The sequence below is a fragment of the Variovorax sp. SG517 genome, from assembly GCF_013376045.1.
Classification (GTDB): domain Bacteria; phylum Pseudomonadota; class Gammaproteobacteria; order Burkholderiales; family Burkholderiaceae_C; genus Variovorax.
Window position 1 is genome coordinate 484,571 of the sequence record NZ_JABMJG010000006.1, and the last position, 24,825, is coordinate 509,395.

Consider the following 24,825-nt stretch of genomic DNA (forward strand, 5'->3'; position numbering starts at 1 on the left):
GCTTGGGTCAGAATCCGGCCAAAACCAAAAGCATCACCGAGCACCTTCGACTGCCTCATGGGCAATTCCCTAAATCCCTGAACAGGCCGCGTGCCGTGCGACCTCTCCCACAACGGTCCTTCGCCAATTGGCTCGTTCCTATCGGGCTCGTCTGCCTGGGGTTGGCCTTGCAGGCAGGCGGCGAGCCGGTGTACGAAGTGCTGCGCTACGAACGCGCGGCTGTGCTCGGCGGACAGCCCTGGCGTCTTCTTTCGGCGCATGCGGTGCATCTCGGTTGGGTGCATTGCCTGATGAACGTGGGCGGGCTGGTACTGTGCGCCGCGTTCGCGGCAGGCACCCTCAGTTGGCGCGCCTGGGCCACCGCGATCGTTGTGCTGGCCCTCGGCGTGGGGATGCTGCTGTTGGTTGCATCGCCCCGGGCCACGAACTACGCGGGCCTCTCGGGCGTGCTCTACGGGCTGTTCATCTGGGTGCTGTTGCCGCGCGCCTGGCGTGGCGAACGAGTGGCCTTGATCGTCCTGGTCGCCATCCTTGCACGCATCGGCTGGCAGATGTTCCATCCGCCTGCGGAGGTGCAGCGTGCGCTGATCGGCGGCGAGGTGATGGTCGAGGCTCACCTGTACGGCGCCCTGTGCGCGCTGGCGCTCTGTCTCTGGCAGGGTGCGTGGGCGTACTTGCGGCGGGTCTGAGCCGGCGCCGAGACCTGGCCTCGGTGCCGGCTTCACCGCTTCAGGGCCGACGGCGGCGGGCGATCGCAAGCGCCGCGAGGGCCGCCAGTGCCAGCGCGAGGTCGCCCGCATCCAGCGATCCGCCGCTTCTGCGGAATGGGAAGGCGATCGGCATCACCGGAGGCGGGGAGGGAGGCTCCGTCGTAGGCGGATTCGTCGTCGGCGGCGCTTCATCGGCCGGCGCGTAGGACTCGATGTCGTAGGCGTAGAGCCTGACACTCGTGCCCTCCTTGGGGCTCTCCGCCTGCATGGCGACGAACCCGCCGACGGATCCCTGCCGCTGGCTGATGGCGTTTCCGGCGTCCCTGTTCGGTGTCTCGCCATCGCCCACTTCCTTCAGGACATGGTGCTGTTTGACTCCGTCCTTCTCGGTGTACAGGAACATCTTTATCTCGCCGGACTTCGGGTCGATGGGCGTGTTGAACCACACGGCCTGATCCAGCGCTCTTTCGGCGATCTGCGAACCCTCCTGGCCGTTCGTCTGTCGCGTGATCAGCGAATTCTGACCCGCCACGACGGTGCCGGTCGCTCCGTTGCCTCGGAAGACGATGTGCGGGTAGGCGTTGGTGCCATGGATGAAGCTCTGCATCGTGTGCCCTTCCTGGGCCGCGTACGGTCCTGCGGCAGGGCTCTTCGCCTCCTCGAAGACGAACTTGAGGTTGTCCTGGGCCAGGGCGGGCTCGCCCGAGGGCGCATTCGAATTGCGCGATGGCACGAGGATGTCGCCACGCAGGACGACGGGCGTGCGCGACAGCGATTCCGGCGAGGTCGTGGTCGCGGGCTTGCTTCTGTTGGTCAGAGCCGCAGCCTGCGTCTGTCCGCTGAAAGTCGACTCGCCGGACACGACCATGTATGTCCTGCCGGGTTCGAATCTCGTGGCGAGTCGCCAGGCTTTCTCCGTCGACGCATCCTTTTGCAACCTCAGTCCAAACGGGCTGGCGATCGGGTCTTGCGGCAGCAGGACAAGCGTGGTGCGACCATGTTTCGGCACAGCCTTCGTTTCAGCGACGCCAGACGCCCTCGCCATGCCGTCGCTTCCATACGAGGTCTTGTATTGCTTGAATGCGGTCACACCGTCGCTGAAGCGAACGTCCGCATAGGAGAAGGGCGCCTCCAGGGCGTTGGCGGCATCCATCCACCCCACGGTCATCTTGCCGAAGGACAGTACGAAGGTCGCCGTGTTCTCCACGGAGGCAGTGGCCGGCGCGGGCCCCCGCGCGGTCACCGTCACGTGGCACGGCTTTCCGGGAACCACGGCGCAGTCGGGCGGGTTGAACTTCATGCTCTCGACGGCAAACCCCGCGGGCAGCGAGACGTTGGCAGCGGTGAAGACGACGTTCTTCGTTGCGACCGGCACGTTGATGTCGATCATCGCCTGAGCGTTCTTGCCGCCCCAGGTCCTGGCCTTGAAGCTTTCTCCTCCATAGCTGAAGGTCGCGGTGACCCCGTTCGGCGGCAAGCCCGCATCGATGAGGTACTGCTCGGGGTTCGTCGTGGCCCAGTACGCTTCCTTCGGCTGGCCGACGGCGGACCACGGATAGCCGTTGGTGTGATAGCCCGGGTCCGTCATCCCCCACCAGGTCACCCGGTGCACACCGCCTTTGTACCCGGGGTGACGGCCTCCGGGGCCGGCGGCGTATTCCTTGAGCAGGCTGAAAAGCTTCGCATACTGGATGCCCTGCTCCTTGAACAGCGCATCCATCTCGGGGCCGTTCTGGATCCGCTGGCCCTTGTCCAGGCCCAGGGTGGGTGCGAGATCCAGCTCGGTCAGATCGACATTCACCCCCGTCTCGAGATAGGTCTTGATGGTCCTCTCGAAGGCATCCAGGTTGAGCCTCATGTCCCAGTGCCCCTGCGTGCCGATGACGTCGACCAGCGGCCTGGGATTTCCCTTGGCGTCCAGAAGGATCCGCCCCTTGCCTGCGGCCGATTCGGCCGCATACCGTTCATTGAACTCCTTGACCATCGAAGCGATCGCGGTGGCCTTCGAGGCTCGCTCGTTGTCGTTGAAGTCGTTGTAGTTCAGGATCGCGGTCGTGTTCTGGCGCGCGGCGGAGAAGGCGTCATACATGTAGTCCCAGCTCTTCCCGCCTTTGGCGTAGGCCTGGGCCCATCGGGATGGGCGCTCCTCGGGGCTGTAGCCGGTTCGCAGGGCGTTCCTCCAGTCGGCGGGGTTGTCGGGGTTGTCCTTGAACGCTTCGTTGACGACGTCCCAGGCGTAGGTCTTGAACGGTTCCTGGTCGAAATGGCCGGCCACGGTCCGGATGTAGTACTCCAGATTCGTCTTCGCCGTCGCGTAGTCCCACGGGGTTTCCCATCCGCCGCTCGCAGTCAGGACATTGGGGGCGGGCCATTGGGCCGACTGGTTGTGCCAGACCAGCACGTGCCCGGTGACCTTGACGCCGCGCGCATTGGCTGCGCCGATGTCGGCATTGATGCCCGAGGTCAGGTTGGTGAGGAAGTTCGGGGTCGGATTGCTGATTCCCCCATTCCAGAACTCCGGCTTCATCGCGTTGCCGGGCGTCACCACGTTGAAGTGCTTCACGGTCATGGCGGCGACCGAGTTCTCGCCCGGCACCACGTCGGCGCCGAAGTTGCGCGCGTCGAGATTGGTGCTGCCGATCAGGAAGTGGTTCTTGTACACGTCCTTCAGCGCCGGCCATTCGGCAGGGTTCGTTGGCCGGTCGGCCGCCAGGGCGGCGTTCGCGATCACGAGTCCGGCTGGCAGCGCAATCAGGAGGCTCTTGATGCAAGGCCTTGTGAACATGGTCCCGATCCTCCTGGCGGTCCTGAGGGTCGGAGGGTTCGTGCTGCGCGTGTTCCTCGATCTGTAGGCGGGGCCGGTCGATGCGGCCGGCCGTGCGGTCGCCAGACCCGATGATCTGATTTGCATGATGTCTCCGGAATGGAATATGCGGGGTGCGGCGAACTTGCCGCGACTCGCCGGCTCTCTGCGGAGCCCTGGTTGACCGACCCGAAGGCTAGGTGACGGCCCCCTGACGGTCCACTGACTTTTTCGCTAGCATCCATTCCAAATGCTGATGAGTTCAGGCAAGACCTCTGGTAAACCCCTGATGCTGGCGCAGGTCTCGCGTCTGCGTTTCCGCCACCTGCAGTTCCTCGACATCCTCGGAAAGACGCGCAACTTGCGCCTGACTGCCGAGCAGATGTACATCACGCAGCCGGCGGCCACCAAGGTGCTCATGGACATCGAGGAGATGCTGGAGGCGCGCCTGTTCGATCGCCTGCCGCGCGACATGCAACCCAACGAGCTGGGGCTCTTCACATTGCGTTACGCGCACTCGGCACTGGACGGCTATCGCAAGTTCGTGGACGAGTTCAGCACCCTGAAGCAGGGAGGGCACGGCCATTTGTCGATCGGCGCCGTCTCAGGTGCGGCGCATCTGCTGACCGGCGCGGTGGCCGAGCTGCAGCGCCTGCGGCCGCTGCTGGTGGTGAAGGTGCTGGAGCAAAGCAGCGACCAGCTCATCGTGTGGCTGGCCGAGCGCAAGATCGACGTGATGATCGGCCGCTTCACCGACGAATCCCAGCGCGACCAGTTCCACTACGAGAACCTGACCGGTGAAAGGTTGCAGATCACCGCGGGCGTGCACCATCCATTGCGCGGACCGAACGCCCCTGGGCTGAGGGAGCTGTCGAACTGGCCGTGGATTCTGTACCCGACATCCACGGCGCTGCGCAAGGTGTCGGACGACATCTTCCGCAGCACGGGCCTGTCGCTCACCTCGGGCATCGTCGAGACGCCGTCGTTCCTGTTCGCGCTGGAGCTCTTGCAGAGCACGACCATGCTGTCGCTGCAGCCCGCCGCGTTGGTGGACAAGTATGTAAGGCGCGGGCTGCTGACGCGCATCGCGACCGAGCTCCCCACCCGCATGCCCGACTTCGGCCTGATCACGCTGCAAGGAGAGCCTCCCAGCACGGCCGCGCTGGCCTTCATGGATGTGATCCGCAACATGGCGGACCACCAGGCCGAAGCGGCATTGGCTGAAAGGGCGACGCCGGGCGCCGGGTCCTAAGCCACCGGGGCGCGCATCCGCCGAGCGACATTGCCGCTGCTCGCAGTTCTACGCCGAGGCAGTAGAACCCCTACGAAGGTCCCGTCTCAGATCCACTGATCATTCTCGACAGTCCGTACCCCGGGCGCGCCATCGCCCGTATTCACCACGCCTCGCGGCTCTACCAGCAGCATTTTCACCTCCGCGTGCGCGGAAGGCCTGTGTTCCACGCCCTTGGGCACCACCGCCATCTGTCCCGCGCGCAGCACGATGACGCCTTCGTCGGAAAGGCTGGCGCGATGATGGATGTGCAGTTCGCCTTCGAGCACGATGAAGGTCTCGTCGGTCTCGGCGTGCACATGCCATTGGAATTCGCCCTGTACCTTTACGACCTTGAACTGGTAGTCGTTCATTTCGGCGACGACGCGCGGTTGCCAGTGATCATCGATCCGGTGGATCTTCTGGATCAGGTCAATGGCCTGGCATTGGCCACGCCCGGCTGGCGTTGTGGTTGAGCTGGTGGGCAGGGACATCGATTGCTCCGTTCTTGGGAATGACGTCGAAGATAAGCAGCGCTCCCACCGCTGTATTGAACGTTCGTGGCCGATCGCTAAACGTCGCGCTCGCTCGCCGCGATGCGCAACCACCGCCCGGGCGTCAGCCCGAATGTCTTTGCGAAGTGTCGCGTCATGTGGCTCTGGTCGGCGAACCCTGCCGCCGCCGCGGCGTCGGCCAGCGAGGTGCCGCGCACCAGCATGCAGCGCACCATGTCGAGCCGCCTCATGGTCTGAAAGCGGTAGGGACTTGTGCCGTAGAACATGCGAAAGTCGTGCGAAAGGCTCCAGCGATCACGCCCCGTGGCAGCTTCGAGGTCGTCCAGCGTGATGACCTGCGCCCGGTGCGCGCGCAGGTAGTCGTGCGCGCGCTGCGCGGCAAGAAAGTCGCCCTTCGGTCGTCGTGCGGGTGTACCCGCCACTGTTTCGAGGGCGAGCGCCAGTTCGGCAATTGCCTCGCTGTACTCGAGCGGTTCGAGCGGGGCATCGACACCCTGCAGCAAGTTCCGGGTCGCGGCCGCAAGGCGCGAGTCGGTGGTCACGCCGCCTTCAATGAAGGGCAAGGCCCGCCCCTGGAGCACCGCTTGAAAGAGTGCGGGCTCGACGTAGATCATGCGGTACTGAAACCCTTCGTCAGTACCCGCCTGACCGTCGTGGGCCTCGTCGGGGTGCAGCACGATCGTGTGGCCCGGCAGGCTGTCGCGCCGGCTGCGCCGGTAGTTGAAGCTTTGGACGCCGGCCAGCGTACTGCCGACCGCGTATGTGTCGTGGCGGTGCATCGCGTACGCCTTGCCGTGAAAGCGCGCCTCGATGCGCTTCATTCCGTCGATGGGTTCGGTATGCCTCACCCACTCGACAGGTGCGGCGGGTGCTGGTGCGCGACTCATGGCCGGTATGGTATCGAAACCACGCGGGCAGACGAGAAGGACAACCGTCGCTGCCGCAGCGATGCGCATGCGCGACGCACGATGCGCCAGCGACCTTGCTGCTCATCCACATCCCCTGTTGCGCTGAGATCAGGCGCTCAGCGGAGCTTCGACTTGCGGTCGTTGAGTGGCAGGCGCCACAGGTCGTAGCGTTCGTCCCCGCTCTTGACCGAACCCGCAAAGTGGTTGTTCAAGGAACTGGACGTGAAGATCAGATCTCCGCCAGGACGGATCGCGGGGGTGTCTGGCCATTGCACACCGTCATCGGCTGCGATCAGCGACATCGTCTTCGTGCGCGGTTCGTATTTCACGATGCCGTTGTGTGTGACGTCGGTGATGTAGAGCGCTCCCTTGGCGTCGGTCACGATCCCGTCGGTGTTGCCGCCCACTGCCCCCAGGTCGTGGATGGCTGCCGAGATTTGTTCATCGCTCGCATCGGCCCTGCGCAGGATTGCAGTCGGAACGGCGCGTGCGCGAGTCCCTGTCGTCACGGTCCAGTACAGCGTGCGGCCATCAGGCGACAGCGCAATGCCGTTGACGCCGAGCAGCAGTGGATTGCCGGGCCACACCTCGGCGCCATGGGAAACGACCTTGACGCCAGGCTCGATCTGCAGGCTCGGATGCTTGTCGAGCACGCGTCGAGCCTCGCCCGAGGCGAAGTCCACCACGATCAAGCCCACCATGTTGGCGGGCGCGCTGCGCATGCCGCTGTCGGAGATGTACGCGACGCGGCGGCGCTCATCGACCACGATGTCATTGAGGAAGCTGCCCTTGCGATCGGCCACGCCGTCAAGGGCGATGCGCTTGACCGTCCGACCCGACTTCAGGTCGAGCACCAACACCTTCTGAGCACCTGCAGGTGCCTCGGTCTCCCCGGCGACGAAGCCCATGTCCAGCGCCCACAGCCAACCGTTCTTGCGATCGACACGGAAGCCCAGGACATTGCGCAGGCTTTGCTCCGGCGCGGCCGTGACCGCATTGCCTTGCACCGAGGGGAACGCGGTCAGCCGAGCCGGTCCCGTTTGCGCGCGGGTGTCCAGCCTGCTGAGGGTTGCCGGGGCGCCGGCAGAAACGAGGCGCGGCGTGCTCACGTAGGCGGTGCCCCGTGCATCGAAATGCAGCCCGGCGATCGGTGCGCTGACGGAGCCGGCGAAGGGGGCCGGGCCCGCGCCGTCCTTCGACGGTTCCCAGCTGACGCCGGCATAGCTGCGCCAGCGTTCGAGGGGCGTGGTATCGGCGGCATGCGCCGCCGCGCAGAGAGTGGCGAGCGCGGCCAGCGCGATGGAAGCCAGTTTGGGCATGTGAAGAGTCATGAGAAGTTCGAAACAGGAAGGAAAAAACCGACGGCGGCTCAGGCCACCCGGTGCATGCATCTGCAGCAATTCGAAGGCGCCGATCGGAGGCCCCGCCTTGGCGCGCAAGGCATCCAGAGTGCGGCGGCGAGGGACCACAGGTGCTTGTGCATGTGATTCACCGATTGCTTTCGGCCAGGTTGCGGCACGCTCAGCCCCGGCTCAGCAGCAGATCGCGCATGGCAGCGCCGACGCCGGCGGCCGACTGCGGGTTCTGCCCGGTGACGAGGCGGCCGTCTACGATGACCTTGGCCGTCCAATCGGGCGCCGGATGGTGGTGTGCACCGCGCTGCTCGAGCGTACTGGCGAGCAGGAAGGGCACGACCTCGTCCAGTTGAACTGCGCGTTCCTCGTCGTCGGTGAAGGCGCTGACGTTCTTGCCCGCGACCAGGTAGGTGCCGTTGCTCAGCTTCACGTTGACCAGTGCTGCGGGGCCGTGGCACACCGCCCCGACCACGCCACCCGCTTCGTAGATCTCGCGGGTGACGCGCGAGACATCGGCGCTGGCGGGGAAGTCCCACATCGCGCCGTGGCCGCCGGCAAAGAAGATGGCGCTGTATTTCGAGGCGTCGACCTCGCCCAGGCGCTGCGAATGGCTTAGGGTCTCGCGAAAGGCGAGATCCGCCCAGTAGCGAGCGTTGACCTCGTCCTGGAAGTCCAGTCCGTCGACCGGCGGGTCACCGCCCTGGATCGAAGCGAGTTCGCAGGGAATGCCGGCAGCTTCGAGTTCGGCCAGGGGATGGGTCAGTTCGCCGAGATAGAAGCCGGTCGGCTCGCCCGTGGTGCCTTTGGTGCCGTGGCTTGTGAGGACCATGAGCACGGGCTTGAGCGAATGGGCCGTGGCAGTGGAAGTCATCGTGTTGCTCCTGTAGCGGGAAAGTGCAGAACCGCAGTGCTGCGATGACTTGAATGTATTGATTGCACCTTCGGGGATAAACTGGCCTTAGGGGAAAATATTTGTTCTTGAAAGGATCAAATGAGTCGCAGATTCGATCACCTTGGTGACGTGGAGACCTTCGTCACGGTGGTCGAGAAGGGGTCGATGACCACGGCCGCGGTCGCGCTGGCCACGACACCGTCAGTGCTGAGCCGGGCGATCACGCGCCTCGAGGCCCGCTTGGGCGTGCAGTTGCTGCGACGCACCACCCGGCGCCTGAGCCTGACCGAGCAGGGGCGGCTGTACCTGGAGCAGGCGCGGGCGGCGTTCGCGCTGATCGACGATGCCGAGCGCACGATACAGGGACAAGGCGATGAGTTGAAGGGCAGCGTGCGACTAAGTGCTCCCACCACCTATGCCCATCACCGGCTGCCTGGGCTGATGCAGCGCTTCTCGGCTCAGCACCCGCAGGTGCGTATCGAGTTGAACATCGCCAACCGCAACGTGGATCTCGTGGCGGAAGGCTACGACCTGGCCATCCGCATGGGCAGTCTGCCCGACAGCGGATTGGTCGCGCGCAAGCTCGAGGACGCAGCCATGTGCCTGATCGCCGCACCGAGCTATATCGCCCGCGCCGGTGCGCCCGCGGACATCGGCGACCTGGCGCGTCATCGCTGCCTGGCTTTCGTGATGCCCAGCACGGGGCGCGTCTCGCCCTGGATCCTGCGGGCGGATGGACGCGACATCGATTGGGTGCCGCAAGGCGGCTTGCAGGTCTCGGACGATGTACTGGGGGTGGTCACGCTTGCCCAGAGCGGCCTTGGCATCTGCCAGACCTATGACTTCATCGCGCAAGATCTCATTGCACAGGGACGAGCTGTCGAGGTGCTGACACAGGCACGTGGGCGTTCGCGGCCGTTTTCCGTGATCTACGCACCGCACCGGCGACTGTCGTCGGCATCGAGAGCGCTGATCGATTCATTTGTCGCGACCGTGTCGGAATAAGCGCGGGCGCTGAAGCAGGCGAGTCCTGCTGGCGTTCAGACAAGCCTCCGACGCCGCACGGCTCAAGGGCTTGCGGCTCCCGCCAGCAAGGATCACGGTCATCCCGCGGACCACGGGGGCGCCGGAAAGCAGAGAGAGGCATCGAGGACGCCAGTCAGCCAAATCGACCGGATCTCGGTCGGATGGGTGCACCGGAAGATGAATGAAGCCGCCCAACCTGAGTGAGCGCACTTTCAGATTTCGGGCCGCGGGTCCTTGTCCGTGATGGCGAGATTGATCGGAATCCGAATTTCGCGTGTGATGCTTCCAGGCATCTCGAACATCAGTGTGATGTGCCCCTTGACCCGTTCGAAGGGTTTGTCCAGCTTTACGTGGAAACCTCGTTGGCTGCACAGCACATTGTCGTAGGTCCAGAGCGCGAACTCCCGCAGCGACGACGCCTTGCTGCCTTCCTTCACTTGCAGCCTCTCGTTCTTCTCATTGGTCAGCTCGTAGTCCTTGATCTTGTAGGTTACGAAGTCAGCGATGTCGTCGTTCGTATTGGCGATGTGGCCATTGCGCTTGTACTCGTCAAGTTTGGTTTTGGATAGCGGGTAGTAAGTCAACAAGTCGAACTCGCTCGCCGGCTTCTTCTTGATCAGGGTCAGATCGGAGTTGATGATCAACACATGGGCGCTGAGATGCGTGAGCAGCGCTCTCGCTTGATCCTCCGAGTACGGAGGTGCCGCGTGGGCGTGGCAGGCGAACAGGGCACAGAGAAATAGCTGCAGCAATTTTTTCATCGAAGGACGCATGTAAGGTGGATTGCAAGATATCAGGACTTGGCGACTCGCTTCCCGACCGGCTGCATGAATGAGGGAGGACTTGGCCTCGTCATTGTCAGCCTCTTCAAAGTCGCCCGACCGGTTGAATCCGTCGCGGAATGCCACCACTCCCGGTCAACCATCGATTCCGACTTTTGGGATTTCCTTGCGTTGTGTGTCGATGGGTCATGGGTTCCGGTCTCTCACGCATGGGATTGCTTGAATTGCCGACCGCCAAGGTGTGGTTCTTGCCCTTGGCGCGGCGGTTTGCCTCGAGCGTTGCAACCCCAGTGCTTGGCACGCCGCGCATCTTTTCAAGTGCCAGAGGCACCCACTCATGATCCTAGTCAGCGGTTCAAACAGGCGCGACTCCGTGACCGCAATGCTGCAGGAAAGCCTTTTCTATATTCTCTTGTCTTCAATGAAGCACATCGTTATTGCGTCGTTCGCAGTGTTGAGTACAGCATCATGTACCAACATTCCTCATTTCAACCGCCCGCCTCCACCAACAGGGATCAGGTATGACCCCAATGTCTTTGTTGCGGGCATTGCAACCATGTCGGATGCAGAGTTAGCGCGTCAAAAGGAGCTGGCGAACGCAGGTGACAAAAGAGCTGCCTTCAACGTCTACGGACACTATCGCTCTGCTCTGAATGATCAGACGAAGGCCATGGAGTGGCTTTTGATGGCCGGCGAACTCGGTCATGCTCCTGCGCAGTACAACTTGGGTCAGATCTATCTGCATGATGGCGATAAGGAGAGGGCCATCTACTGGACGAGACGGGCAAAGGACAGCGGATACCCCAATGCGCAAGCTACATTGGAGTCTCTGGAGACTCAATAGCTGATGTCCTTCTGGACAAGCCGACGTTGAAATGACTGGTGACCAAACACCTTAGTGCATTCGCAGATCCGACAGGAACTTCCTCGCCCGCTCGCTCTGTGGATTGGCGAAGAACGCTTCCGGCGAGCCGGTCTCGACGATGCCGCCGTGGTCCATGAACCAGACGCAGTCGGCCACCTCGCGGGCGAAGCCCATCTCGTGCGTCACGCACATCATCGTCATGCCTTCGCGCGCGAGCGACTTCATCACCTGGAGCACCTCTCCGACCATTTCCGGGTCGAGCGCGCTCGTCGGCTCGTCGAACAGCATGGCCGGCGGGTCCATGGCCAGCGCGCGTGCGATCGCCACCCGCTGCTGCTGGCCACCTGACAGCTGGCCCGGATAAGCATCGGCCTTGTTCGCCAGGCCCACGCGCGCCAACAACTGCTCGGCGCGATCGCGGGCCTCGCCCCGGCTGCGGCCGAGCACACTGGTGGGTGCCAGCATGATGTTCTGAGCCACCGAAAGGTGCGGAAACAGGTTGAAGTTCTGGAAGACGAATCCGACCTGGCTGCGGAACTTGTTGACGTCGACCGACTTCGCGTGGATGTCGCGGCCATCGAAACGGATGCAGCCCTGCTGGATCTCCTCCAGCCTGTTCACGGTGCGAATCAGCGTGGACTTGCCGGAACCGGAAGGGCCGCAGACGACCACCACCTCACCGCGGGCGACTTCCGCCGTCACGTGCTGCAGCGCATGGTATTCGCCGTACCACTTGTCGACGGCCTCGAAGGCAATCATGGGAGAGGTGTTCATGGGGTTCACTCGGCAGGAACTGGAACGGGGTGGGCGGGCCGGGAGGCCGACACGGCAGGCTGGCCGGCGCGCCGGGTCGCGATGCGCCGCTCGAGGTGCCGCGCCAGCTGCGTCAGCGAGAAGCACAGGATGAAATAGATGACGGCAAGCAGCACGAACACCTGGAATGGCTTGGTCATCAGCGCGCTGTTGACCTGGTTGGCAGCGAACGTGAGTTCGTTGACAGTGATCACGTAGCCGAGCGAAGTTTCCTTGATGGTGGACACGAACTGACCCAGCATCGCAGGGATCATGTTGTAGAGCGCCTGCGGCAGGATCACCAGCCGCATCGCCTGCATGTGGCTCAGGCCCACGGCGCGCGCGCCTTCCATCTGGCCCTTCGACAGCCCTTCGATGCCGCCACGTACGACTTCCGACAGGTAGGCCGCCTCGTAGATCACGAGCGTGGCCAGCATGGTGGCGAAACCGCCCACCGGCCGCCCGATCAGCATCGGCAGGAAGAAGTAGACCCAGAAGATGAACATCAGCAGCGGCACGCCGCGCACCACGTAGACGAGCACCGTGGCAGGCCAGCGCAGCACGGCAAAGGGGCTGATGCGCGCCAGCGCGAGCAGCACCCCGAGCGGAAAGGCCAGCGCGATGCCGAGCACCGCGAGCGCGAACGTGATCGCGAGCCCGCCGAGCGGACCGTTCGGATACTGCCCGACCAGCAGCAGCATGCCGTGGTCGCGCAGGATGGCCAGAAATTCGTTCATGCCTTGTTACCTCGTCGGGATGCGCAGGCGGCGCTCGGCCAGGCTGCCGCCGGCCATGATCAGGAACGAGAACCCGAGGTACACGAGCGTCGTGAAGAGGTACACCTCCACGGTCCGGAACGACTGGCTCTCGATGTCGCGGGTGACGTAAGTGAGCTCCGCGACGCCGACCGCCATGGCGAGGCTGGAGTTCTTGAACAGCAGCACCGTATGGTTGACGAAGGTGGGCAGCGCGATCCGGACGGCCTGCGGCAGCACGACCTGGCGCAGCGACTGCAAGTAGGTGAGCCCGAGAGCCCGGGCAGCCTCCAGCTGCGATTTGGGGATCGAACGGATGCCGCCGCGCAGTCCTTCGGACATGTAGGCCGCCATGGCCAGGGCGATCGCTAAGAAGGCGAAGAAGAACTCGCTTCCCTGCCGGTTGATCCACTGCTGCCAATCGCCCGGCAGCAGGGTCGGGATGCCGAAATACCAAAGGAAGAGCTGCACCAGCATCGGAACGTTCTGGTGGTACTCGACATAGCCCGCCACGAAACCTTGCGCTGCGCGGTTCGGCGCCATCCGCAGCAAGGCGAGCAGCGTGCCGAGTACGACGGCCAGCAGCCAGGCCGCCGCCGTGAGCTCGAACGTGGTGGCGAGTCCCTTCGCGATCAACTGCGGGTTGTCGCCCCGCAACAGCACGGAAAAGTCGATGGGGTTCACGGCAGCTCGCCTGGCAGGAGATGGGTCAGCCCTTGATGGGACCGCTCTGGAAGCCGCGTTTCAGCTTGTAGGGCGTGCCGGTCCCGAGCCACTTGTCGAAGATCCTCGCAGCTTCGCCCGACTTCTCCATGCTATCCAGCACCCCGTTCACGTGCTTGATCAGAGCCGTCTCGTTCTTGCGCATGCCGATGCCCCAGCTCTCGTTCAGCAGTGCCGGCTCCAGGATGTCGATCGGGGCACTGGCCTCGACCTCCGTTTTCCATTTGACCAGTACCAGCTCCGACGCCACGGCGGCATCGGCCTTTCCCTGCTGCAGCGCGAGAAAGATCGACGGCGGATCCTGGTACGTGATGACCTGGACGTCGGGAATGGCCTTGCGCGCAGCGACCTCCGAGGTCGAGCCCTTGGCGGTGGCCACCCGCTTGCCCGACAGGTTGTTCACCGCCGTGTACTTGTCTGCGCGCCGGGTGGCGGCCTTGGTCAGGCTCACGTAGTAGCTGTCGCTGAAGGCGATCTGCTCCGCACGTTCGGCGGTCCAGCCCAGGTTGGCCGCCAGCACGTCGACGCGGCCCTGCTGCAATTCGGGGATGCGCGCAGGAACGGCCACGAGCTTCAGCTCCAGCTTCACACGGAGGCTCTTTGCGATGGCACCGCAGAAATCGACGTCGTACCCTTGGGTCTCCCGTGTCTGGGGATTGGCAAAGCTGAAAGGCTCCGCGATGCCGAGCGTGCCGCACACGAGGGTGCCGCGCTTCTTGATGTCCTCCAACTGGTCGGCGTGGGCCGCCGCGGCGCACAGAGTGAGGCCGGCAAGCAAGGGCAGGGCGAGCGGCAAGAGCTTAGGCATGGTCGTTTTCCTTGGGCGAAGAAGCGGTGGCGGGTTGCAGCAGGTCGACGGCGCGGGCGATCGCGGCGCAGCCCGCCTCGATCTGCGCGGTGGACGTGGCGAAGGACATCCGCAGGTAGCCGGGCATGCCGTACGAGCTGCCGTCGATGGTGGCGACCTGCGCCTCGTCCAGGAGGTACATCATGACGTCGAGGTCGCTCGCGAGCACTTTGCCTTCCGGCGTGCGGGCACCGAGCAGGCCCTCGACACTGGGAAACACATAGAAGGCACCGTCGGGCGACAGGCACCGCAGACCCGGCACTTGGCGCAGCAGCCCGACCATCCTGTCGCGCCGCTGCTGGAACACCTCGGATGCGATGTTGACGCAGGTCTGGTCGCCCTGCAGCGCCGTCGATGCCGCGGCCTGTGCCACGCTGCTCGCGCAGCTTGTGCTTTGCGACAGCAGCAGCGCGATCGCCCTGACCAGGGGAAGGGGGCCTGCGCCGTAGCCGATGCGCCAGCCTGTCATGGCATAGGCCTTCGACATCCCGTTCACGATGAGCGTTCGGTCCTGCAGTTCCGGCGCCACCGCAAGGATGGACACATGGCGGGCTTCGCCAAACACGAAGTGCTCATAGATTTCGTCGGTGAGCAGCCAGACCTGCGGATGCCGTGCGAGCACACCGGCCAGCGCTTCGAGTTCTTCGCGCGAATACACCGCGCCGCTCGGGTTGTTGGGCGAATTGAAGATGAGCCAGCGTGTTCGCGGCGTGATGGCCTGTTCGAGGGCCTCGGCACCGAGCTTGAACCTCTGTTCCTCGCCGCAGCGCACCACCACGGGCTCGGCCCCGTGCAGCACGACCATGTCGGGATACGACACCCAGTACGGCGCGGGCACGATCACTTCATCGCCGGGATTCAGCGTCGCGGCCAACGCCTCGAAGATGATCTGCTTGGCCCCGCTGCCCACCACGATCTGTTCGGGCGCATACGCCAGGCCGTTTTCGCGGTCGAACTTCGCAGCAATCGCCTGGCGCAGCGCCGGTGTGCCGGCCGAGGCCGTGTAGCGGGTCTGGCCGCCAAGCAGGGCTTCGATGCCCGCCTGCACGATGTGCGGCGGCGTCGGGAAGTCAGGCTCGCCGATGGTGAAATCGACAACAGGGCGACCGGCGGCGCGAAGGCTGTCGACGCGCTGCTTCGCAGCCATGCTGGCGGACGGCTTGATGGCGTCGAGGCGGTGGGCAAGGAGTTGGGTCATGGCGGCATCCCTTCTTACAGCCCGATGGCCGTCAACCAGCTCTGCGCGACGCGGCCGGTGGCGATCTCCTGCTGGATCGCCGCTTCCTTGGCCGCGCTGAGCCGCGCGGCCTCCAGCAGGCGGGAGGCTTGCGCGGCAGGAAAACTGACAATGCCGTCCTCGTCGCCGACCACGATGTCACCGGGATGCACGACCTGGCCACCCACGGTGACCGGGACATTGATCGACCCCGGGCCGTTCTTGTAGGGACCGCGGTGCGTGACGCCCCGTGCGTAGCAGGGGAAGTCCCGCTCCCGGAAGGCCGAGCTGTCGCGGATCGCGCCGTCGATGACGAAGCCGGCGCAGCCGCGCTGCAACGCGTACTGCAGGAGCAACTCGCCGACCAAGGCGTTGTTCAGGTCACCGCCCCCATCGACCACCAGCACGTGGCCGGGCTGCATGTCCATGACCGCCTTGTAGATGGCGAAGTTGTCGCCGGGACGCGTCTTGACGGTCACGGCGGTTCCGACGAGTTTGCGGTTCCCATGGAACCGGTGCAGGCCGACGATGCCGGCAAGGCGGGCCAGGTTGTCGCTCAGGTGCGGCGTGACGACGCCGCGGAATGCGTCTACCAGAGCGGAAGGTACGAGCGGCGGGGCGGGGTGGATGATCAGGTCGGAGGCAGGCATGAGGCGAATTCTGGATAGTCGAAAGAGCAAATAAAAGCGATATTTGCGATTTAATTAGCATCACTTTTTTTCTAACCCGGAGGGCGGCGCCGATGGTGACTTTCAAGCAGCTGGAGGCGATCTACTGGGTGGTGCGACTGGGCGGCTTTTCGGGTGCGTCGCAGAAGTTGCACACGACCCAGTCGGCCGTGTCGAAGCGCGTGCAGGAACTCGAGGCGCTCTTCCATGCGCCGCTGTTCGATCGTTCGTTGCGCACGGCGCGCCTGACATCCAAGGGCGAGGAAGTCTTCGCCCTGGCCGACCGCCTGCTGCAGGGGCGCGAAGAGCTGATGCGAGGCGCACTCGAGTCCGGCGAGCCCGAGCGGCGCTTGCGTATCGGCGTGACCGAGGTGACGGCCATGACCTGGCTGCCGCGCTTCGTGGAGCGCATCTACCAAGCCCATCCCGGCGTCATCATCGATCCCGAGGTGGACACCGGCTCTCGGCTGCGCGACAAGCTGCTGGCCAGTGAGATCGACCTGATGATCGTCGCCGACACGTTCCGCGAAGAACGCTTCAAGGTGTCGCCCGTCGGCAAGCTTCGGTTGCGCTGGATGTGCAAGCCCGGACTGGTGGCCCACGGGGGCAAGCCGCTGAAAGTGCAGGCGATGGCGGACTACCGCATCCTGACGCAAGGCCCGCAGTCCGGCACCGGCATCCTGTTCCATGACTGGTTCCAGTCGCATGGGCTCAAGGCGGCAGACCTGGTGGTGAGCAACAGCCTGATCGCGCTGATCGGGCTCACCGTCTCCGGCTTCGGCGTGAGCTACCTTCCGCCCGCCGCCGTGCAGAACCTCGTGGGGCAGGGATTGCTGGAGGTGCTGCAAGTGCGCCCCGCGCTGCCCGACGCGCCCTACGCTGCGGTGATCCGGCGCGACCAGCGGAGTTCACTGATGGCCTCGGTGCTCCGGCTGGCGCAGGAGACCTGCGATTTCACACGCCTCTACCAGACGGCGACGGCAGTCGGTCGTCGGTCCAGTCTCAGCTAAGGGGGCAACCTGAGGCCGTATGCATGGACCACGACATGTCGGATGGCACTTCCCGGTGTCAGGCTCAGTGGGCTGCCTGATCGCGCGCGGGTCAGGCGGGTCGGGAAAGACCTGACTGCCCTGGACCTGCGGCGCGAACCGGTGTCTCTCCTTTTCATCGTGAGGGCAACGGGTCCGTGCAGGCCACCGTCCGTGGCCCCGGCGTGACGGCATCCCTGCCATCCAATTGATATGCGGACCTGCTAGATGCCGTGATTCCTTCTCGTTGGTCCGCCTCTGCGGCGCCTACAAGCCGCTGAAGCGCTCTCTGACATGGCGCCACCGTATTTCGCCCTAGGTTGGACGTCGGTCGATTTTCAAGTTCCAGGAATTCATACAACCATGAGCGAGGTCGCCGAACTTTTCGCCCGCGAGTTTCCCGTGTGGCACATGGTGGTGCGCGGCACGCTCGTGTACTGGTTTCTGCTTCTCGTGTTTCGCTTCGTGTTGCGGCGCGACATCGGCTCGATGGGCGTGGCCGATCTGCTCTTCGTGGTGCTGGTCGCCGATGCATCGAGCAATGCGATGCAGGGCGAATACAAGTCCATCGACGACGGCTTCGTGCTGCTCGCCACCCTGGTTGCGTGGAACTTTGCGCTCGACTGGCTCAGCTTTCATTTCGAGCCCGTTGCGCGCTTCCTGGAGCCTCGCCCCGAGGTGCTCATTCGAAATGGCCGCCTGAACCGACGCGCGCTCAGGCGCGAAATGATCACGACGGACGAATTGAGGGGCAAGCTGCGAGAGCAAGGTGTGGCCGATTTCTCGGAGGTGCGCGTCGCGCGGCTGGAGAGCGACGGGACGCTCAGTGTGTTCAAGAAGGAGAAGAGCGAGCAAGCCTCCGAGCAGCACCAGCCACCCGAGACCTCCAAGCCGCCAGCCCAATGATGGCGAAGCCAATGCAGTTCATCGACTGGCTCTTCGGCGAAGGGTCGGAACTCGCTGCCTGGCAGATGGGCGCACGGGCGCTGGTGGTCTTCTTCCTCGCGCTGGCGATGATCCGCGCATCGGGGCGCCGCTCGTTCGGGCAGCAGAGTCCGTTCGACACCTGCATCACGGTGCTGCTCGGCGCGGTACTTAGCCGCGCGGTGGTCGGTGCCTCTCCTTTCTGGAGCACCATGGCGGCCGGCGTTGCGCTCGTCGTCACGCACCGACTGGTCGCTCTGGCCAGCATGCGTTGGCAAGGCTTCGAAGACCTGATCAACGGCCATGAAATCACGCTGGTGCGCGACGGCCGGATGGACTACGACGCCATGCGTCACGCACTGGTGTCCCGCAAGGACCTCGACGAGGCCCTGCGCCAGCAGGCCGGCGGCGTGCGGCTGGACGAGGTGGAACGCGCAGTGCTCGAACGCGACGGCAAGCTGAGCATCGTCAGGCGGCGGTCCTGACAGACCCTCTTTTGTCTGCCCGCGCCTTCTTTCTCCGCTGGCGCGCCGTGCCATGAATGTCGCGGCAGTCTGGTACTTCGCCGTGAACCGGCCGCAGGAGGTGGCGACCGGACACGCGGGAAAGGAGGGCGAACTCAGCAGACGAAGACGCTCACGAACTCTGGCAGCTGTAGCTGTCCGGCGAATTCACGTCGCCGCTGCCCTTGTATTTCGGGAAGGTCGGGTACTTGCACAGGGGGCGCGCGAGTACCGGCGCCTTGGTCGTCGAATCCAGCTTCGTCGCCACGATGTTTTGCATGGAGGGCTTGGCGCCACCCTCTCGCCACTTCGCGACTGCGTCCACCAGGTCGACGGTGTCAGGACCGACACCGCCGGCGCAATGCTGAACGCCCGGCTGGAGGAAGAATTCCATCGAGGCATCCCGCGTGGACGCGCTGCCGACCGTGGTCGCTACATCGTTGAAGTACTTGATCGAGCCCTTGTAGCTGATGGCCCAGTCGTTCGTTCCATGGGCGAGGATCATCTTGCCGCCCTGGCCGAAGAAGGAGCGAAGGTCCGGCGTCGCATCGAGCGTGGTGGCCGCGAGCCGCAGCCCCGCGGAATAGAACTCCGGATCGAAGCCCAGCACGTCGAAGGCCGGATCGCCCGTGACCCAGTACTTCACGAGGCCGCTCCCGAACTGGAACTGGAGGCCGGTGCCGCCGATGGCGGAGCCTGTCACCCACAGGGGCCAGCCTTGGTCTTCGCCGCCAGGTCCCCAGCCGGGGTAGACGGTTGTCCCGTCCTTGCGCTTGAGTTCGGAGTAGATCGTGTTGGCAGTCGCGATCTGCGCATCGGTCAGGCATGTGTCGGCATCGCCTGCGGTACAGCGCAACACCACCGGGTTGAACGTGCAGGCTTCCTGGTTGCTCACGATGCCGTCGGACACACCGTCCAGGGCGTCGCACTGCGTGGTGACGGTCTTGCCGATGAGCGAGACCTTCGCATCGTTCAATTGCCCGCCCGGCGCGGCGAGCGCCTTTCCATTCGCCACAAAGGCCTGGAACAACTCGGTGAAGGAGTAGGCCGGCGCACGCACGACGATGCCGTCGAAGTCGTTCGGGAAGCGCGTGGCCTGGATCAATGCCTCCCTGCCGCCGTTGGAGCAGCCCTCGAAATAGCTGAACTCGGCATCAGAGCCATAGCGCTTGCGAACGATCTCCTTGGTGACTTCATTGACCGAATGGATCGAGAGATAGCCGAAGTCTGCCTGGGCCGTGGGATTGTTCAGGAAGGCCGAAGCGTCCAGGGCGTTTCCCTGGTGCCCGCCATCCGAGGCCACGAGTACGTAACCCGCAGTTGCGCCGCTTGGCGAGACGGGCGTGATGTTGATGCTGCCGTCCCAACCGCCGCCGCCGGCATACAGGAGTTTGTTGTTCCACACGGTAGGCAAATGCACTTCGAAATTGAGCGTGCCATGAAGGGTGCCCGTGACCTTGCAGTACTCCGCGGCTCCTGCTGCTGCCGGGACGAGCGTCGCCTCTTTGAGCGCTGCACCGGCAAGCGAAGCGCCGGCGAAGACCGCGCACTTCTCCTGCGTTGTCGCAACCGGTGCCGGTGGCGGCGTTTGCGTGGGCGCCGGCGCCGGGAACAGCACCGGCCAGCTGCCTGCGCCGTCACCTCCGCCGCCGCAGGCGGTCAGCAGCATGGGAATGCTCAGCAGCGCGTAGCCTGCCATCGAGAGAGGGTTTCTCATGATTTGTCTCCTGTTCGTACTGCCACATAAACTCAGACGACTCAGGCCATCGCCTGCGCAGCGCATGCTAGGCACTAAGGCCGGGGAAGAAAGTCTTTCCGATGACAAATCACGCGCAGACCATCTCGATGTTGCGAGCGGCTGCTTGGGCTGGCGGTCTGACGCGCGAGCAACTCCAGCGTGTCGAGCTGGAGACGCAGGACCGCTTCTATTCGGCTGGTGAGATCGTCTGCCACAAATCAAGCGCGGCGACGCACTGGATCGGAATCGTCGAAGGCATGGTCAAAGTGGACGTCCTCTCGGCGGATGGCCGAAGCACCACATTGACCGGGGTCACCAATGGCGGCTGGCTCGGGGAAGGTTCCGTGCTCAAGGGGGAGTTGCGTCCCTACGGCGTTGTCGCGCTGCGCGACACCCGCATTGCGTTGATGCCGAGCCAGACCTTTCACTACCTGGTCGCCAACAGCTTGAGCTTTTGCCATTTCATGATCGATCAGCTCAACGCAAGGCTGGGTCAATTCATTGCGCTGGCCGAGAGCTACCGGATGCACGACATCAGTTCGCGCGTGGCAGGCTGCCTGGCCGAACTCTTCAATCCTCAGCTCAACCCCCGGACCCAACGAGTCCTGCACATCTCGCAGGAGGAGATCGGCCGGCTGGCCGGAATTTCCCGCCAGGTTGCCCATCGCGCCCTGCACGAGTTGGAGGAAGCGGGCCTGCTTCACATCCGCTACGGAAGCATCGACGTCTTGAACGTCGATGGCCTGCGTGTGTACGCGCGCGAGCACTCGGAGTGAGGGCCTCGTGCCATTCGGGTGGCCGCCCAAGACCTCGTGCCTTCGGGTCAGGACGTCATCGAACCGGAGGCTTCAGAAGCACTTCAGGTAACGTCGTGCGGCGAGGCGCTGCCGCGCCTTCTTTCGATGTCACCCAGTCGAGCTACCTCGACTTCGAGCATGCGAATGCGCGATTCCAAGTCCGCGACACAGGACTCGTCCATACCTTCAAACGCCAGCATCAATTTCCGCCAGAAACCTGGCGCGGGTTTTTCCGTAGCACCGCGGTCATCGCTCATTTGGATCTCCCCAGTTCAAGTGCGCACGAAGGGTCGTGCACGGACGACACCTGTCTATCGGCTTGCAACCGTGTCGGTTCCGCTTGGTTGCCAGCCACCCCCCAATGCCTTGAAGGCGGTGACCGCGGCGCGTGCCGATTCGGTCTGCGCCTGTGCTCGCGCGTCGGAAGCGCGCAGCAGGTTTTCGTCTGCCTGCAGTACCTCGATCAGGCTGACGACGCCTTTCTGGTAGGCGGCGAATGACGCGCCTCGCGCGCGGCCGAGCGAGTCGACGCCCTGCGCAAGCACGCTGGCTTGTTCCTCGCGCTTGACCAGGGTCGAGAAAGCGTTTTCCACGTCTTCTGTAGCGCGCAGCACGGCCAGCCGATACGCGGCCAGCAGTTCGGCATCCTGGCCCTTGGCGAGATCGATCTGCGCGTTGATGCGGCCAAAGTCGAAGAGGCGCCAGCGCAGGCCCAGCACGCCGGCGGCCTGGCTTGCGCCGCTGGTGAACAGGTTGCCGCCGGACACCGACGTCGCGCTGCCGATCAGGCCGCTCAGGGAAAGCTTGGGGTAGTACTCGGCAATGGCGACACCGATGCGTGCATTCGATGCGGCGAGGCGGCGTTCGGCCGCGATCAGGTCGGGCCGCCGCCTGAGCAAGTCGCCCGGCGTTCCCGCGTCCGCGATCTGCGGGGCGACGGGGATGGCGCCCGGGTCGGCCAATTCCGCCCGATGTGTGCCCGGGGGCGAGCCCAGCATCACATCCAGCGCATTCATCGCCGCGTCCAGCCCAGCCTCGAGCGCCGGGACGGATGCCTGGACCTGGGCCAGCGCGCCTTCGGCCTGCCGCACCTGGAGTTCGGCCGCCAACCCCTTGCCGTACAGAAGATGGACCTTGGACAGCAACTCCTGCTGCGTGCGCACCTGCCGGCGCGCCACGTCCAGCCGGGTCTGCAGTCCGCGGATGCTGATATAGATGTCGGCAGTCTGCGCCGCCACGGTCAACCTCGTGGCGGCCGCGCCTGCTTCCGAGGCCTGGTACTCGGCAAGTGCCGCTTCGCGGCCACGGCGCAGGCCGCCGAAAACGTCCACTTCCCAGCTTGCACCGAGATTTGTTTCGTAGGCACTGCCGTGGCGGTCGAAGCCGGGCCTCGAGTTCAAGACCTGTCCCAGCGGCGTTTCAACCGACTGATAGGCCCGGGCGGCTTGCCCACTGAGGTTTCCGGAAGGCAGCAAAGCGGCATTCGCCGCGCCCAGCCCGGCGCGTGCTTGATCGATGCGCGCGGACGCCTGCGCAAGATCGAGGTTCTGCGCCAGCGCAAGCGTGACGAACCGAGCCAGTTGCGGGTCGCCGAAACCTGTCCACCACGCGTTTCGGTCGACGCTGGTCGAGGCAGGACGTGCATCGACGGCTGCCTGGCCGAGGTACTGCGGCGGCAGGGGCGCGTCGGGCCGGACATAGTTGGGGCCGACGGCGCAACCTGCGACGAGGCTGGCAGCGAAAAGCGGGACAAGAATGCGCTGGAGCATGGGCTTCTTTCGGAAAGAAGGGGGAAAGAAAACGTCGAATCGATGTGACTATAATTCAAAATGGTCACTCGTTGTTGATTTCCCTTGCTCGCGGTAAGCTGTCTGCCATGAGCAATGCAACTCTTTCCCCGGCTGTGGCGCGCGGCCCCGCCGATCACGATGTGCGGGACCAGATTGTTGCCGCGGCCACCGAGCACTTCGGCCGGTATGGCTACGAGAAGACGACCGTCTCCGACCTCGCCAAGGCCATCGGATTTTCCAAGGCCTACATCTACAAGTTCTTCGAGTCCAAGCAGGCGATCGGCGAGATGATCTGCGCGAACTGCCTGCGCGAGATCGAGGCCGAGGTCCGAGCGGCGGTCGATGTCGCCGACCGCCCGCCCGAGAAACTGCGCCGGATGTTCAAGTCAGTGGTCGAGTCGACCCTTCGACTGTTTTCCGAGGATCGCAAGCTTTATGAAATCGCGATGTCGGCCGCCAGCGAGCGCTGGCAGACCGTGGTCGTCTATGAGGAGCGCATTCGGCAATTGCTCCAGGACATCCTGCGCGAAGGCCGGGAAATGGGTGAGTTCGAGCGCAAGACGCCGCTGGACGAGGCGGCGGGAGCCATCTACCTCGTCATGCACCCCTACATCAATCCGCTGCTCCTGCAGTACAGCTTCGATCACGCGGCCCAGGCGCCGGTGCAACTGTCCAGCCTCGTGCTGCGCAGCCTTTCGCCATGAACTAAATTTACTGGTGACCATTGACTGAAATAGTCACTGGTCTCAGAATGCGGGTCCTGATCACTTCGTCACTGGGACCCTCATGCTTTGGCGCCGCCTTGCCACCTCTGCAGTCATCTGCGCATTGCCGTTCGCGCTGGTCGCTTGCGGCGAAAAATCGCCGTCCGATCCGCGCACCCAGGCGCCGCAGGTGCGCATCGCCACCGTCCAAGGGGCTGGTGTCACATCGCGCGCCTTCACCGGCACCGTAGCCGCCCGGGTCCAGAGTGACTTGGGATTCCGGGTTTCCGGCAAGGTGCTGGACCGGCTGGTGGACGCGGGGCAGGCCGTCAAGCGCGGCCAATTGCTCATGCGCATCGATCCTGCCGATCTGAAGCTCGCAGCCCATGCGCAGCTGGAGGCGGTCGCCGCCGCGCGGGCGCGCTCGCAGCAGGCGGCGGAGGATGAAGCCCGCTACCGCGATCTGCGCGGCACCGGTGCAATCTCGGCATCGGCCTACGACCAGATCAAGGCGGCCGCGGATGCCGCCAAAGCCCAACTCAGCGCGGCCGAGGCTCAGGCCGACGTGGCCCGCAACGCGAGTCGCTATGCCGAGCTCGTGGCGGACGGCGATGGCGTTGTCATGGAAACGCTGGCCGAACCCGGCCAGGTCGTGAGCGCGGGGCAGGTCGTGGTGCGCGTGGCCCGCGCCGGTCCGCGCGAAGCCGTTGTCCAGCTGCCAGAAACCCTGCGCCCGGCGGTCGGTTCCGCCGGACAGGCCACGCTTTTCGGCAAGGAGGGTGCGACCGTGCCGACCACGCTGCGGCAGCTCTCGGAGGCCGCGGATCGACAGACGCGCACCTTCGAGGCGCGCTATGTGCTCAAGGGCGATCTTGCCAATGCGCCGCTCGGCGCCACGGTCACGATCCGGGTTCCGGACGGGCTTTCCTCTGCGCAAGGGAGCGTACAGGTGCCGATCGGCGCCCTGTTCGATGCTGGCAAGGGACCAGGCGTGTGGGTCATCGGCGGCGAGCCGGCCAAGGTCAACTGGCGGTCGGTCGTGGTCGAGCACCTGGATGACGACGGCGCACGCATCGCCGCCGGCCAACTCAAGCAAGGCGACAGGATCGTCGCGCTCGGCGCCCACCTGTTGCACGAGGGCGAGCAGGTGCGGGTGGCGGACCAGGTCGTTGCCGTTGATGCGGCAAAGCCGGGAGTGCGTCCGTGAGCGCGTC

Annotated in this window: 25 protein-coding genes; 10 read left to right on the top strand and 15 right to left on the bottom strand. The window is 64.6% G+C overall.

Translation table 11 applies throughout. The annotated features are described in order from the left end of the window. The first annotated feature begins 188 nt into the window (after positions 1–188). Positions 189–689, top strand: a complete 501-nt coding sequence (gene rrtA / locus FHT32_RS20845; protein ID WP_176666482.1) for a rhombosortase — start codon at positions 189–191, stop codon at positions 687–689. Positions 690–729: 40 nt separating this feature from the next. Here rrtA and FHT32_RS20850 read toward each other — a convergent pair whose 3' ends face one another. Then, positions 730–3,495 carry an endo-1,4-beta-xylanase gene (locus FHT32_RS20850; RefSeq protein ID WP_176666483.1) on the bottom strand — a complete coding sequence of 922 codons (2,766 nt, stop codon included), beginning with the start codon at positions 3,493–3,495 and terminating at the stop codon, positions 730–732. 268 nt (positions 3,496–3,763) lie between these two features. On the opposite strand from FHT32_RS20850, the gene FHT32_RS20855 reads away from it, so the two are divergent. Continuing rightward, positions 3,764–4,765, top strand: a complete 1,002-nt coding sequence (locus tag FHT32_RS20855) for a LysR family transcriptional regulator (protein WP_256099085.1) — start codon at positions 3,764–3,766, stop codon at positions 4,763–4,765. A gap of 86 nt (positions 4,766–4,851) precedes the next feature. Here FHT32_RS20855 and FHT32_RS20860 read toward each other — a convergent pair whose 3' ends face one another. From FHT32_RS20860 to FHT32_RS20875, 4 genes are all read right to left on the bottom strand, one after another. Continuing rightward, the gene (locus tag FHT32_RS20860; protein WP_176666484.1) at positions 4,852–5,277 is read right to left on the bottom strand and encodes a cupin domain-containing protein; all 426 of its coding nucleotides are present in this window, start codon (positions 5,275–5,277) and stop codon (positions 4,852–4,854) included. 77 nt (positions 5,278–5,354) lie between these two features. Further along, positions 5,355–6,185, bottom strand: a complete 831-nt coding sequence (locus FHT32_RS20865; protein ID WP_176666579.1) for an AraC family transcriptional regulator — start codon at positions 6,183–6,185, stop codon at positions 5,355–5,357. 137 nt (positions 6,186–6,322) lie between these two features. Beyond that, positions 6,323–7,525 carry a major royal jelly family protein gene (locus FHT32_RS20870; RefSeq protein WP_256099086.1) on the bottom strand — a complete coding sequence of 401 codons (1,203 nt, stop codon included), beginning with the start codon at positions 7,523–7,525 and terminating at the stop codon, positions 6,323–6,325. Positions 7,526–7,727: 202 nt separating this feature from the next. Beyond that, positions 7,728–8,432, bottom strand: coding sequence for a type 1 glutamine amidotransferase domain-containing protein (locus tag FHT32_RS20875; RefSeq protein ID WP_176666485.1), 705 nt, complete (start codon positions 8,430–8,432; stop codon positions 7,728–7,730). 120 nt (positions 8,433–8,552) lie between these two features. Between FHT32_RS20875 and FHT32_RS20880 the strand changes: the two genes are divergently transcribed. Next, positions 8,553–9,458 carry a LysR family transcriptional regulator gene (locus FHT32_RS20880; protein ID WP_176666486.1) on the top strand — a complete coding sequence of 302 codons (906 nt, stop codon included), beginning with the start codon at positions 8,553–8,555 and terminating at the stop codon, positions 9,456–9,458. Between the two features lie 233 nt (positions 9,459–9,691). On the opposite strand, the gene FHT32_RS20885 is transcribed toward FHT32_RS20880, so the two are convergent. Then, entirely contained in the window at positions 9,692–10,387 is a 696-nt protein-coding gene (locus tag FHT32_RS20885; protein WP_256099087.1) for a hypothetical protein, read from the bottom strand. A gap of 256 nt (positions 10,388–10,643) precedes the next feature. Here FHT32_RS20885 and FHT32_RS20890 point away from each other — a divergent pair, with 256 nt between their 5' ends. Beyond that, entirely contained in the window at positions 10,644–11,105 is a 462-nt protein-coding gene (locus FHT32_RS20890) for a tetratricopeptide repeat protein (RefSeq protein WP_256099113.1), read from the top strand. A gap of 51 nt (positions 11,106–11,156) precedes the next feature. Here the strand turns inward: FHT32_RS20890 and FHT32_RS20895 are convergent, their stop codons facing one another. From FHT32_RS20895 to FHT32_RS20920, 6 genes are read right to left on the bottom strand one after another with little or no spacing between them, the layout of a single operon-like run. Then, positions 11,157–11,885 carry an amino acid ABC transporter ATP-binding protein gene (locus FHT32_RS20895; RefSeq protein ID WP_176666582.1) on the bottom strand — a complete coding sequence of 243 codons (729 nt, stop codon included), beginning with the start codon at positions 11,883–11,885 and terminating at the stop codon, positions 11,157–11,159. Between the two features lie 20 nt (positions 11,886–11,905). Then, the gene (locus FHT32_RS20900; RefSeq protein WP_176666488.1) at positions 11,906–12,655 is read right to left on the bottom strand and encodes an amino acid ABC transporter permease; all 750 of its coding nucleotides are present in this window, start codon (positions 12,653–12,655) and stop codon (positions 11,906–11,908) included. 6 nt (positions 12,656–12,661) lie between these two features. Next, positions 12,662–13,357 carry an amino acid ABC transporter permease gene (locus FHT32_RS20905; protein WP_176666489.1) on the bottom strand — a complete coding sequence of 232 codons (696 nt, stop codon included), beginning with the start codon at positions 13,355–13,357 and terminating at the stop codon, positions 12,662–12,664. A 25-nt stretch (positions 13,358–13,382) separates the two neighbouring features. Further along, on the bottom strand, positions 13,383–14,204 hold the full coding sequence (locus FHT32_RS20910; protein WP_176666490.1) for an ABC transporter substrate-binding protein: 822 nt from the start codon (positions 14,202–14,204) through the stop codon (positions 13,383–13,385). After that, positions 14,197–15,441: an aminotransferase class I/II-fold pyridoxal phosphate-dependent enzyme gene (locus FHT32_RS20915; RefSeq protein WP_176666491.1), complete on the bottom strand. Its 1,245-nt coding sequence runs from the start codon at positions 15,439–15,441 to the stop codon at positions 14,197–14,199. The genes FHT32_RS20910 and FHT32_RS20915 overlap by 8 nt, the downstream gene beginning before the upstream one ends. 14 nt (positions 15,442–15,455) lie before the next feature. After that, positions 15,456–16,109, bottom strand: a complete 654-nt coding sequence (locus FHT32_RS20920; RefSeq protein ID WP_176666492.1) for an RraA family protein — start codon at positions 16,107–16,109, stop codon at positions 15,456–15,458. Between the two features lie 92 nt (positions 16,110–16,201). Here FHT32_RS20920 and FHT32_RS20925 point away from each other — a divergent pair, with 92 nt between their 5' ends. The 3 genes from FHT32_RS20925 (at position 16,202) to FHT32_RS20935 (ending at position 18,564) form a co-directional block, all read left to right on the top strand. Then, positions 16,202–17,137, top strand: coding sequence for a LysR family transcriptional regulator (locus FHT32_RS20925; RefSeq protein ID WP_176666493.1), 936 nt, complete (start codon positions 16,202–16,204; stop codon positions 17,135–17,137). A gap of 312 nt (positions 17,138–17,449) precedes the next feature. Beyond that, positions 17,450–18,061, top strand: coding sequence for a DUF421 domain-containing protein (locus tag FHT32_RS20930; RefSeq protein ID WP_256099088.1), 612 nt, complete (start codon positions 17,450–17,452; stop codon positions 18,059–18,061). Then, a complete protein-coding gene (locus FHT32_RS20935) occupies positions 18,058–18,564 on the top strand; it encodes a DUF421 domain-containing protein (RefSeq protein ID WP_256099089.1) in 507 nt (168 codons plus the stop codon). The genes FHT32_RS20930 and FHT32_RS20935 overlap by 4 nt, the downstream gene beginning before the upstream one ends. Positions 18,565–18,715: 151 nt before the next feature. Here FHT32_RS20935 and FHT32_RS20940 read toward each other — a convergent pair whose 3' ends face one another. Continuing rightward, entirely contained in the window at positions 18,716–20,299 is a 1,584-nt protein-coding gene (locus FHT32_RS20940) for a tannase/feruloyl esterase family alpha/beta hydrolase (RefSeq protein ID WP_176666494.1), read from the bottom strand. A 101-nt stretch (positions 20,300–20,400) separates the two neighbouring features. On the opposite strand from FHT32_RS20940, the gene FHT32_RS20945 reads away from it, so the two are divergent. Beyond that, positions 20,401–21,096: a Crp/Fnr family transcriptional regulator gene (locus tag FHT32_RS20945; RefSeq protein WP_126472218.1), complete on the top strand. Its 696-nt coding sequence runs from the start codon at positions 20,401–20,403 to the stop codon at positions 21,094–21,096. Positions 21,097–21,179: 83 nt separating this feature from the next. Here FHT32_RS20945 and FHT32_RS20950 read toward each other — a convergent pair whose 3' ends face one another. Both FHT32_RS20950 and FHT32_RS20955 read right to left on the bottom strand, forming a co-directional pair. After that, entirely contained in the window at positions 21,180–21,374 is a 195-nt protein-coding gene (locus tag FHT32_RS20950) for a hypothetical protein (RefSeq protein ID WP_176666495.1), read from the bottom strand. A gap of 54 nt (positions 21,375–21,428) precedes the next feature. After that, positions 21,429–22,886 carry an efflux transporter outer membrane subunit gene (locus tag FHT32_RS20955; RefSeq protein ID WP_176666496.1) on the bottom strand — a complete coding sequence of 486 codons (1,458 nt, stop codon included), beginning with the start codon at positions 22,884–22,886 and terminating at the stop codon, positions 21,429–21,431. Between the two features lie 107 nt (positions 22,887–22,993). Between FHT32_RS20955 and FHT32_RS20960 the strand changes: the two genes are divergently transcribed. Together FHT32_RS20960 and FHT32_RS20965 are read left to right on the top strand one after the other, a co-directional pair. Next, a complete protein-coding gene (locus tag FHT32_RS20960; protein ID WP_126472221.1) occupies positions 22,994–23,611 on the top strand; it encodes a TetR/AcrR family transcriptional regulator in 618 nt (205 codons plus the stop codon). Positions 23,612–23,693: 82 nt separating this feature from the next. Further along, positions 23,694–24,818, top strand: a complete 1,125-nt coding sequence (locus FHT32_RS20965; protein WP_176666497.1) for an efflux RND transporter periplasmic adaptor subunit — start codon at positions 23,694–23,696, stop codon at positions 24,816–24,818. The last annotated feature ends 7 nt before the right edge of the window (positions 24,819–24,825 follow it).

What these genes read in the sequence shown, in the direction of transcription:
- FHT32_RS20850 (WP_176666483.1), bottom strand. Translation starts at nt 3,495, where the DNA reads ATGTTCACAAGGCCTTGCATCAAGAGCCTCCTGATTGCGCTGCCAGCC.
- FHT32_RS20855 (WP_256099085.1), top strand. Translation starts at nt 3,764, where the DNA reads ATGCTGATGAGTTCAGGCAAGACCTCTGGTAAACCCCTGATGCTGGCG.
- FHT32_RS20860 (WP_176666484.1), bottom strand. Translation starts at nt 5,277, where the DNA reads ATGTCCCTGCCCACCAGCTCAACCACAACGCCAGCCGGGCGTGGCCAA.
- FHT32_RS20865 (WP_176666579.1), bottom strand. Translation starts at nt 6,185, where the DNA reads ATGAGTCGCGCACCAGCACCCGCCGCACCTGTCGAGTGGGTGAGGCAT.
- FHT32_RS20870 (WP_256099086.1), bottom strand. Translation starts at nt 7,525, where the DNA reads ATGCCCAAACTGGCTTCCATCGCGCTGGCCGCGCTCGCCACTCTCTGC.
- FHT32_RS20875 (WP_176666485.1), bottom strand. Translation starts at nt 8,432, where the DNA reads ATGACTTCCACTGCCACGGCCCATTCGCTCAAGCCCGTGCTCATGGTC.
- FHT32_RS20880 (WP_176666486.1), top strand. Translation starts at nt 8,553, where the DNA reads ATGAGTCGCAGATTCGATCACCTTGGTGACGTGGAGACCTTCGTCACG.
- FHT32_RS20890 (WP_256099113.1), top strand. Translation starts at nt 10,644, where the DNA reads ATGCTGCAGGAAAGCCTTTTCTATATTCTCTTGTCTTCAATGAAGCAC.
- FHT32_RS20895 (WP_176666582.1), bottom strand. Translation starts at nt 11,885, where the DNA reads ATGATTGCCTTCGAGGCCGTCGACAAGTGGTACGGCGAATACCATGCG.
- FHT32_RS20900 (WP_176666488.1), bottom strand. Translation starts at nt 12,655, where the DNA reads ATGAACGAATTTCTGGCCATCCTGCGCGACCACGGCATGCTGCTGCTG.
- FHT32_RS20910 (WP_176666490.1), bottom strand. Translation starts at nt 14,204, where the DNA reads ATGCCTAAGCTCTTGCCGCTCGCCCTGCCCTTGCTTGCCGGCCTCACT.
- FHT32_RS20915 (WP_176666491.1), bottom strand. Translation starts at nt 15,441, where the DNA reads ATGACCCAACTCCTTGCCCACCGCCTCGACGCCATCAAGCCGTCCGCC.
- FHT32_RS20920 (WP_176666492.1), bottom strand. Translation starts at nt 16,109, where the DNA reads ATGCCTGCCTCCGACCTGATCATCCACCCCGCCCCGCCGCTCGTACCT.
- FHT32_RS20925 (WP_176666493.1), top strand. Translation starts at nt 16,202, where the DNA reads ATGGTGACTTTCAAGCAGCTGGAGGCGATCTACTGGGTGGTGCGACTG.
- FHT32_RS20930 (WP_256099088.1), top strand. Translation starts at nt 17,450, where the DNA reads ATGGCGCCACCGTATTTCGCCCTAGGTTGGACGTCGGTCGATTTTCAA.
- FHT32_RS20935 (WP_256099089.1), top strand. Translation starts at nt 18,058, where the DNA reads ATGATGGCGAAGCCAATGCAGTTCATCGACTGGCTCTTCGGCGAAGGG.
- FHT32_RS20940 (WP_176666494.1), bottom strand. Translation starts at nt 20,299, where the DNA reads ATGAGAAACCCTCTCTCGATGGCAGGCTACGCGCTGCTGAGCATTCCC.
- FHT32_RS20945 (WP_126472218.1), top strand. Translation starts at nt 20,401, where the DNA reads ATGACAAATCACGCGCAGACCATCTCGATGTTGCGAGCGGCTGCTTGG.
- FHT32_RS20950 (WP_176666495.1), bottom strand. Translation starts at nt 21,374, where the DNA reads ATGAGCGATGACCGCGGTGCTACGGAAAAACCCGCGCCAGGTTTCTGG.
- FHT32_RS20955 (WP_176666496.1), bottom strand. Translation starts at nt 22,886, where the DNA reads ATGCTCCAGCGCATTCTTGTCCCGCTTTTCGCTGCCAGCCTCGTCGCA.
- FHT32_RS20960 (WP_126472221.1), top strand. Translation starts at nt 22,994, where the DNA reads ATGAGCAATGCAACTCTTTCCCCGGCTGTGGCGCGCGGCCCCGCCGAT.
- FHT32_RS20965 (WP_176666497.1), top strand. Translation starts at nt 23,694, where the DNA reads ATGCTTTGGCGCCGCCTTGCCACCTCTGCAGTCATCTGCGCATTGCCG.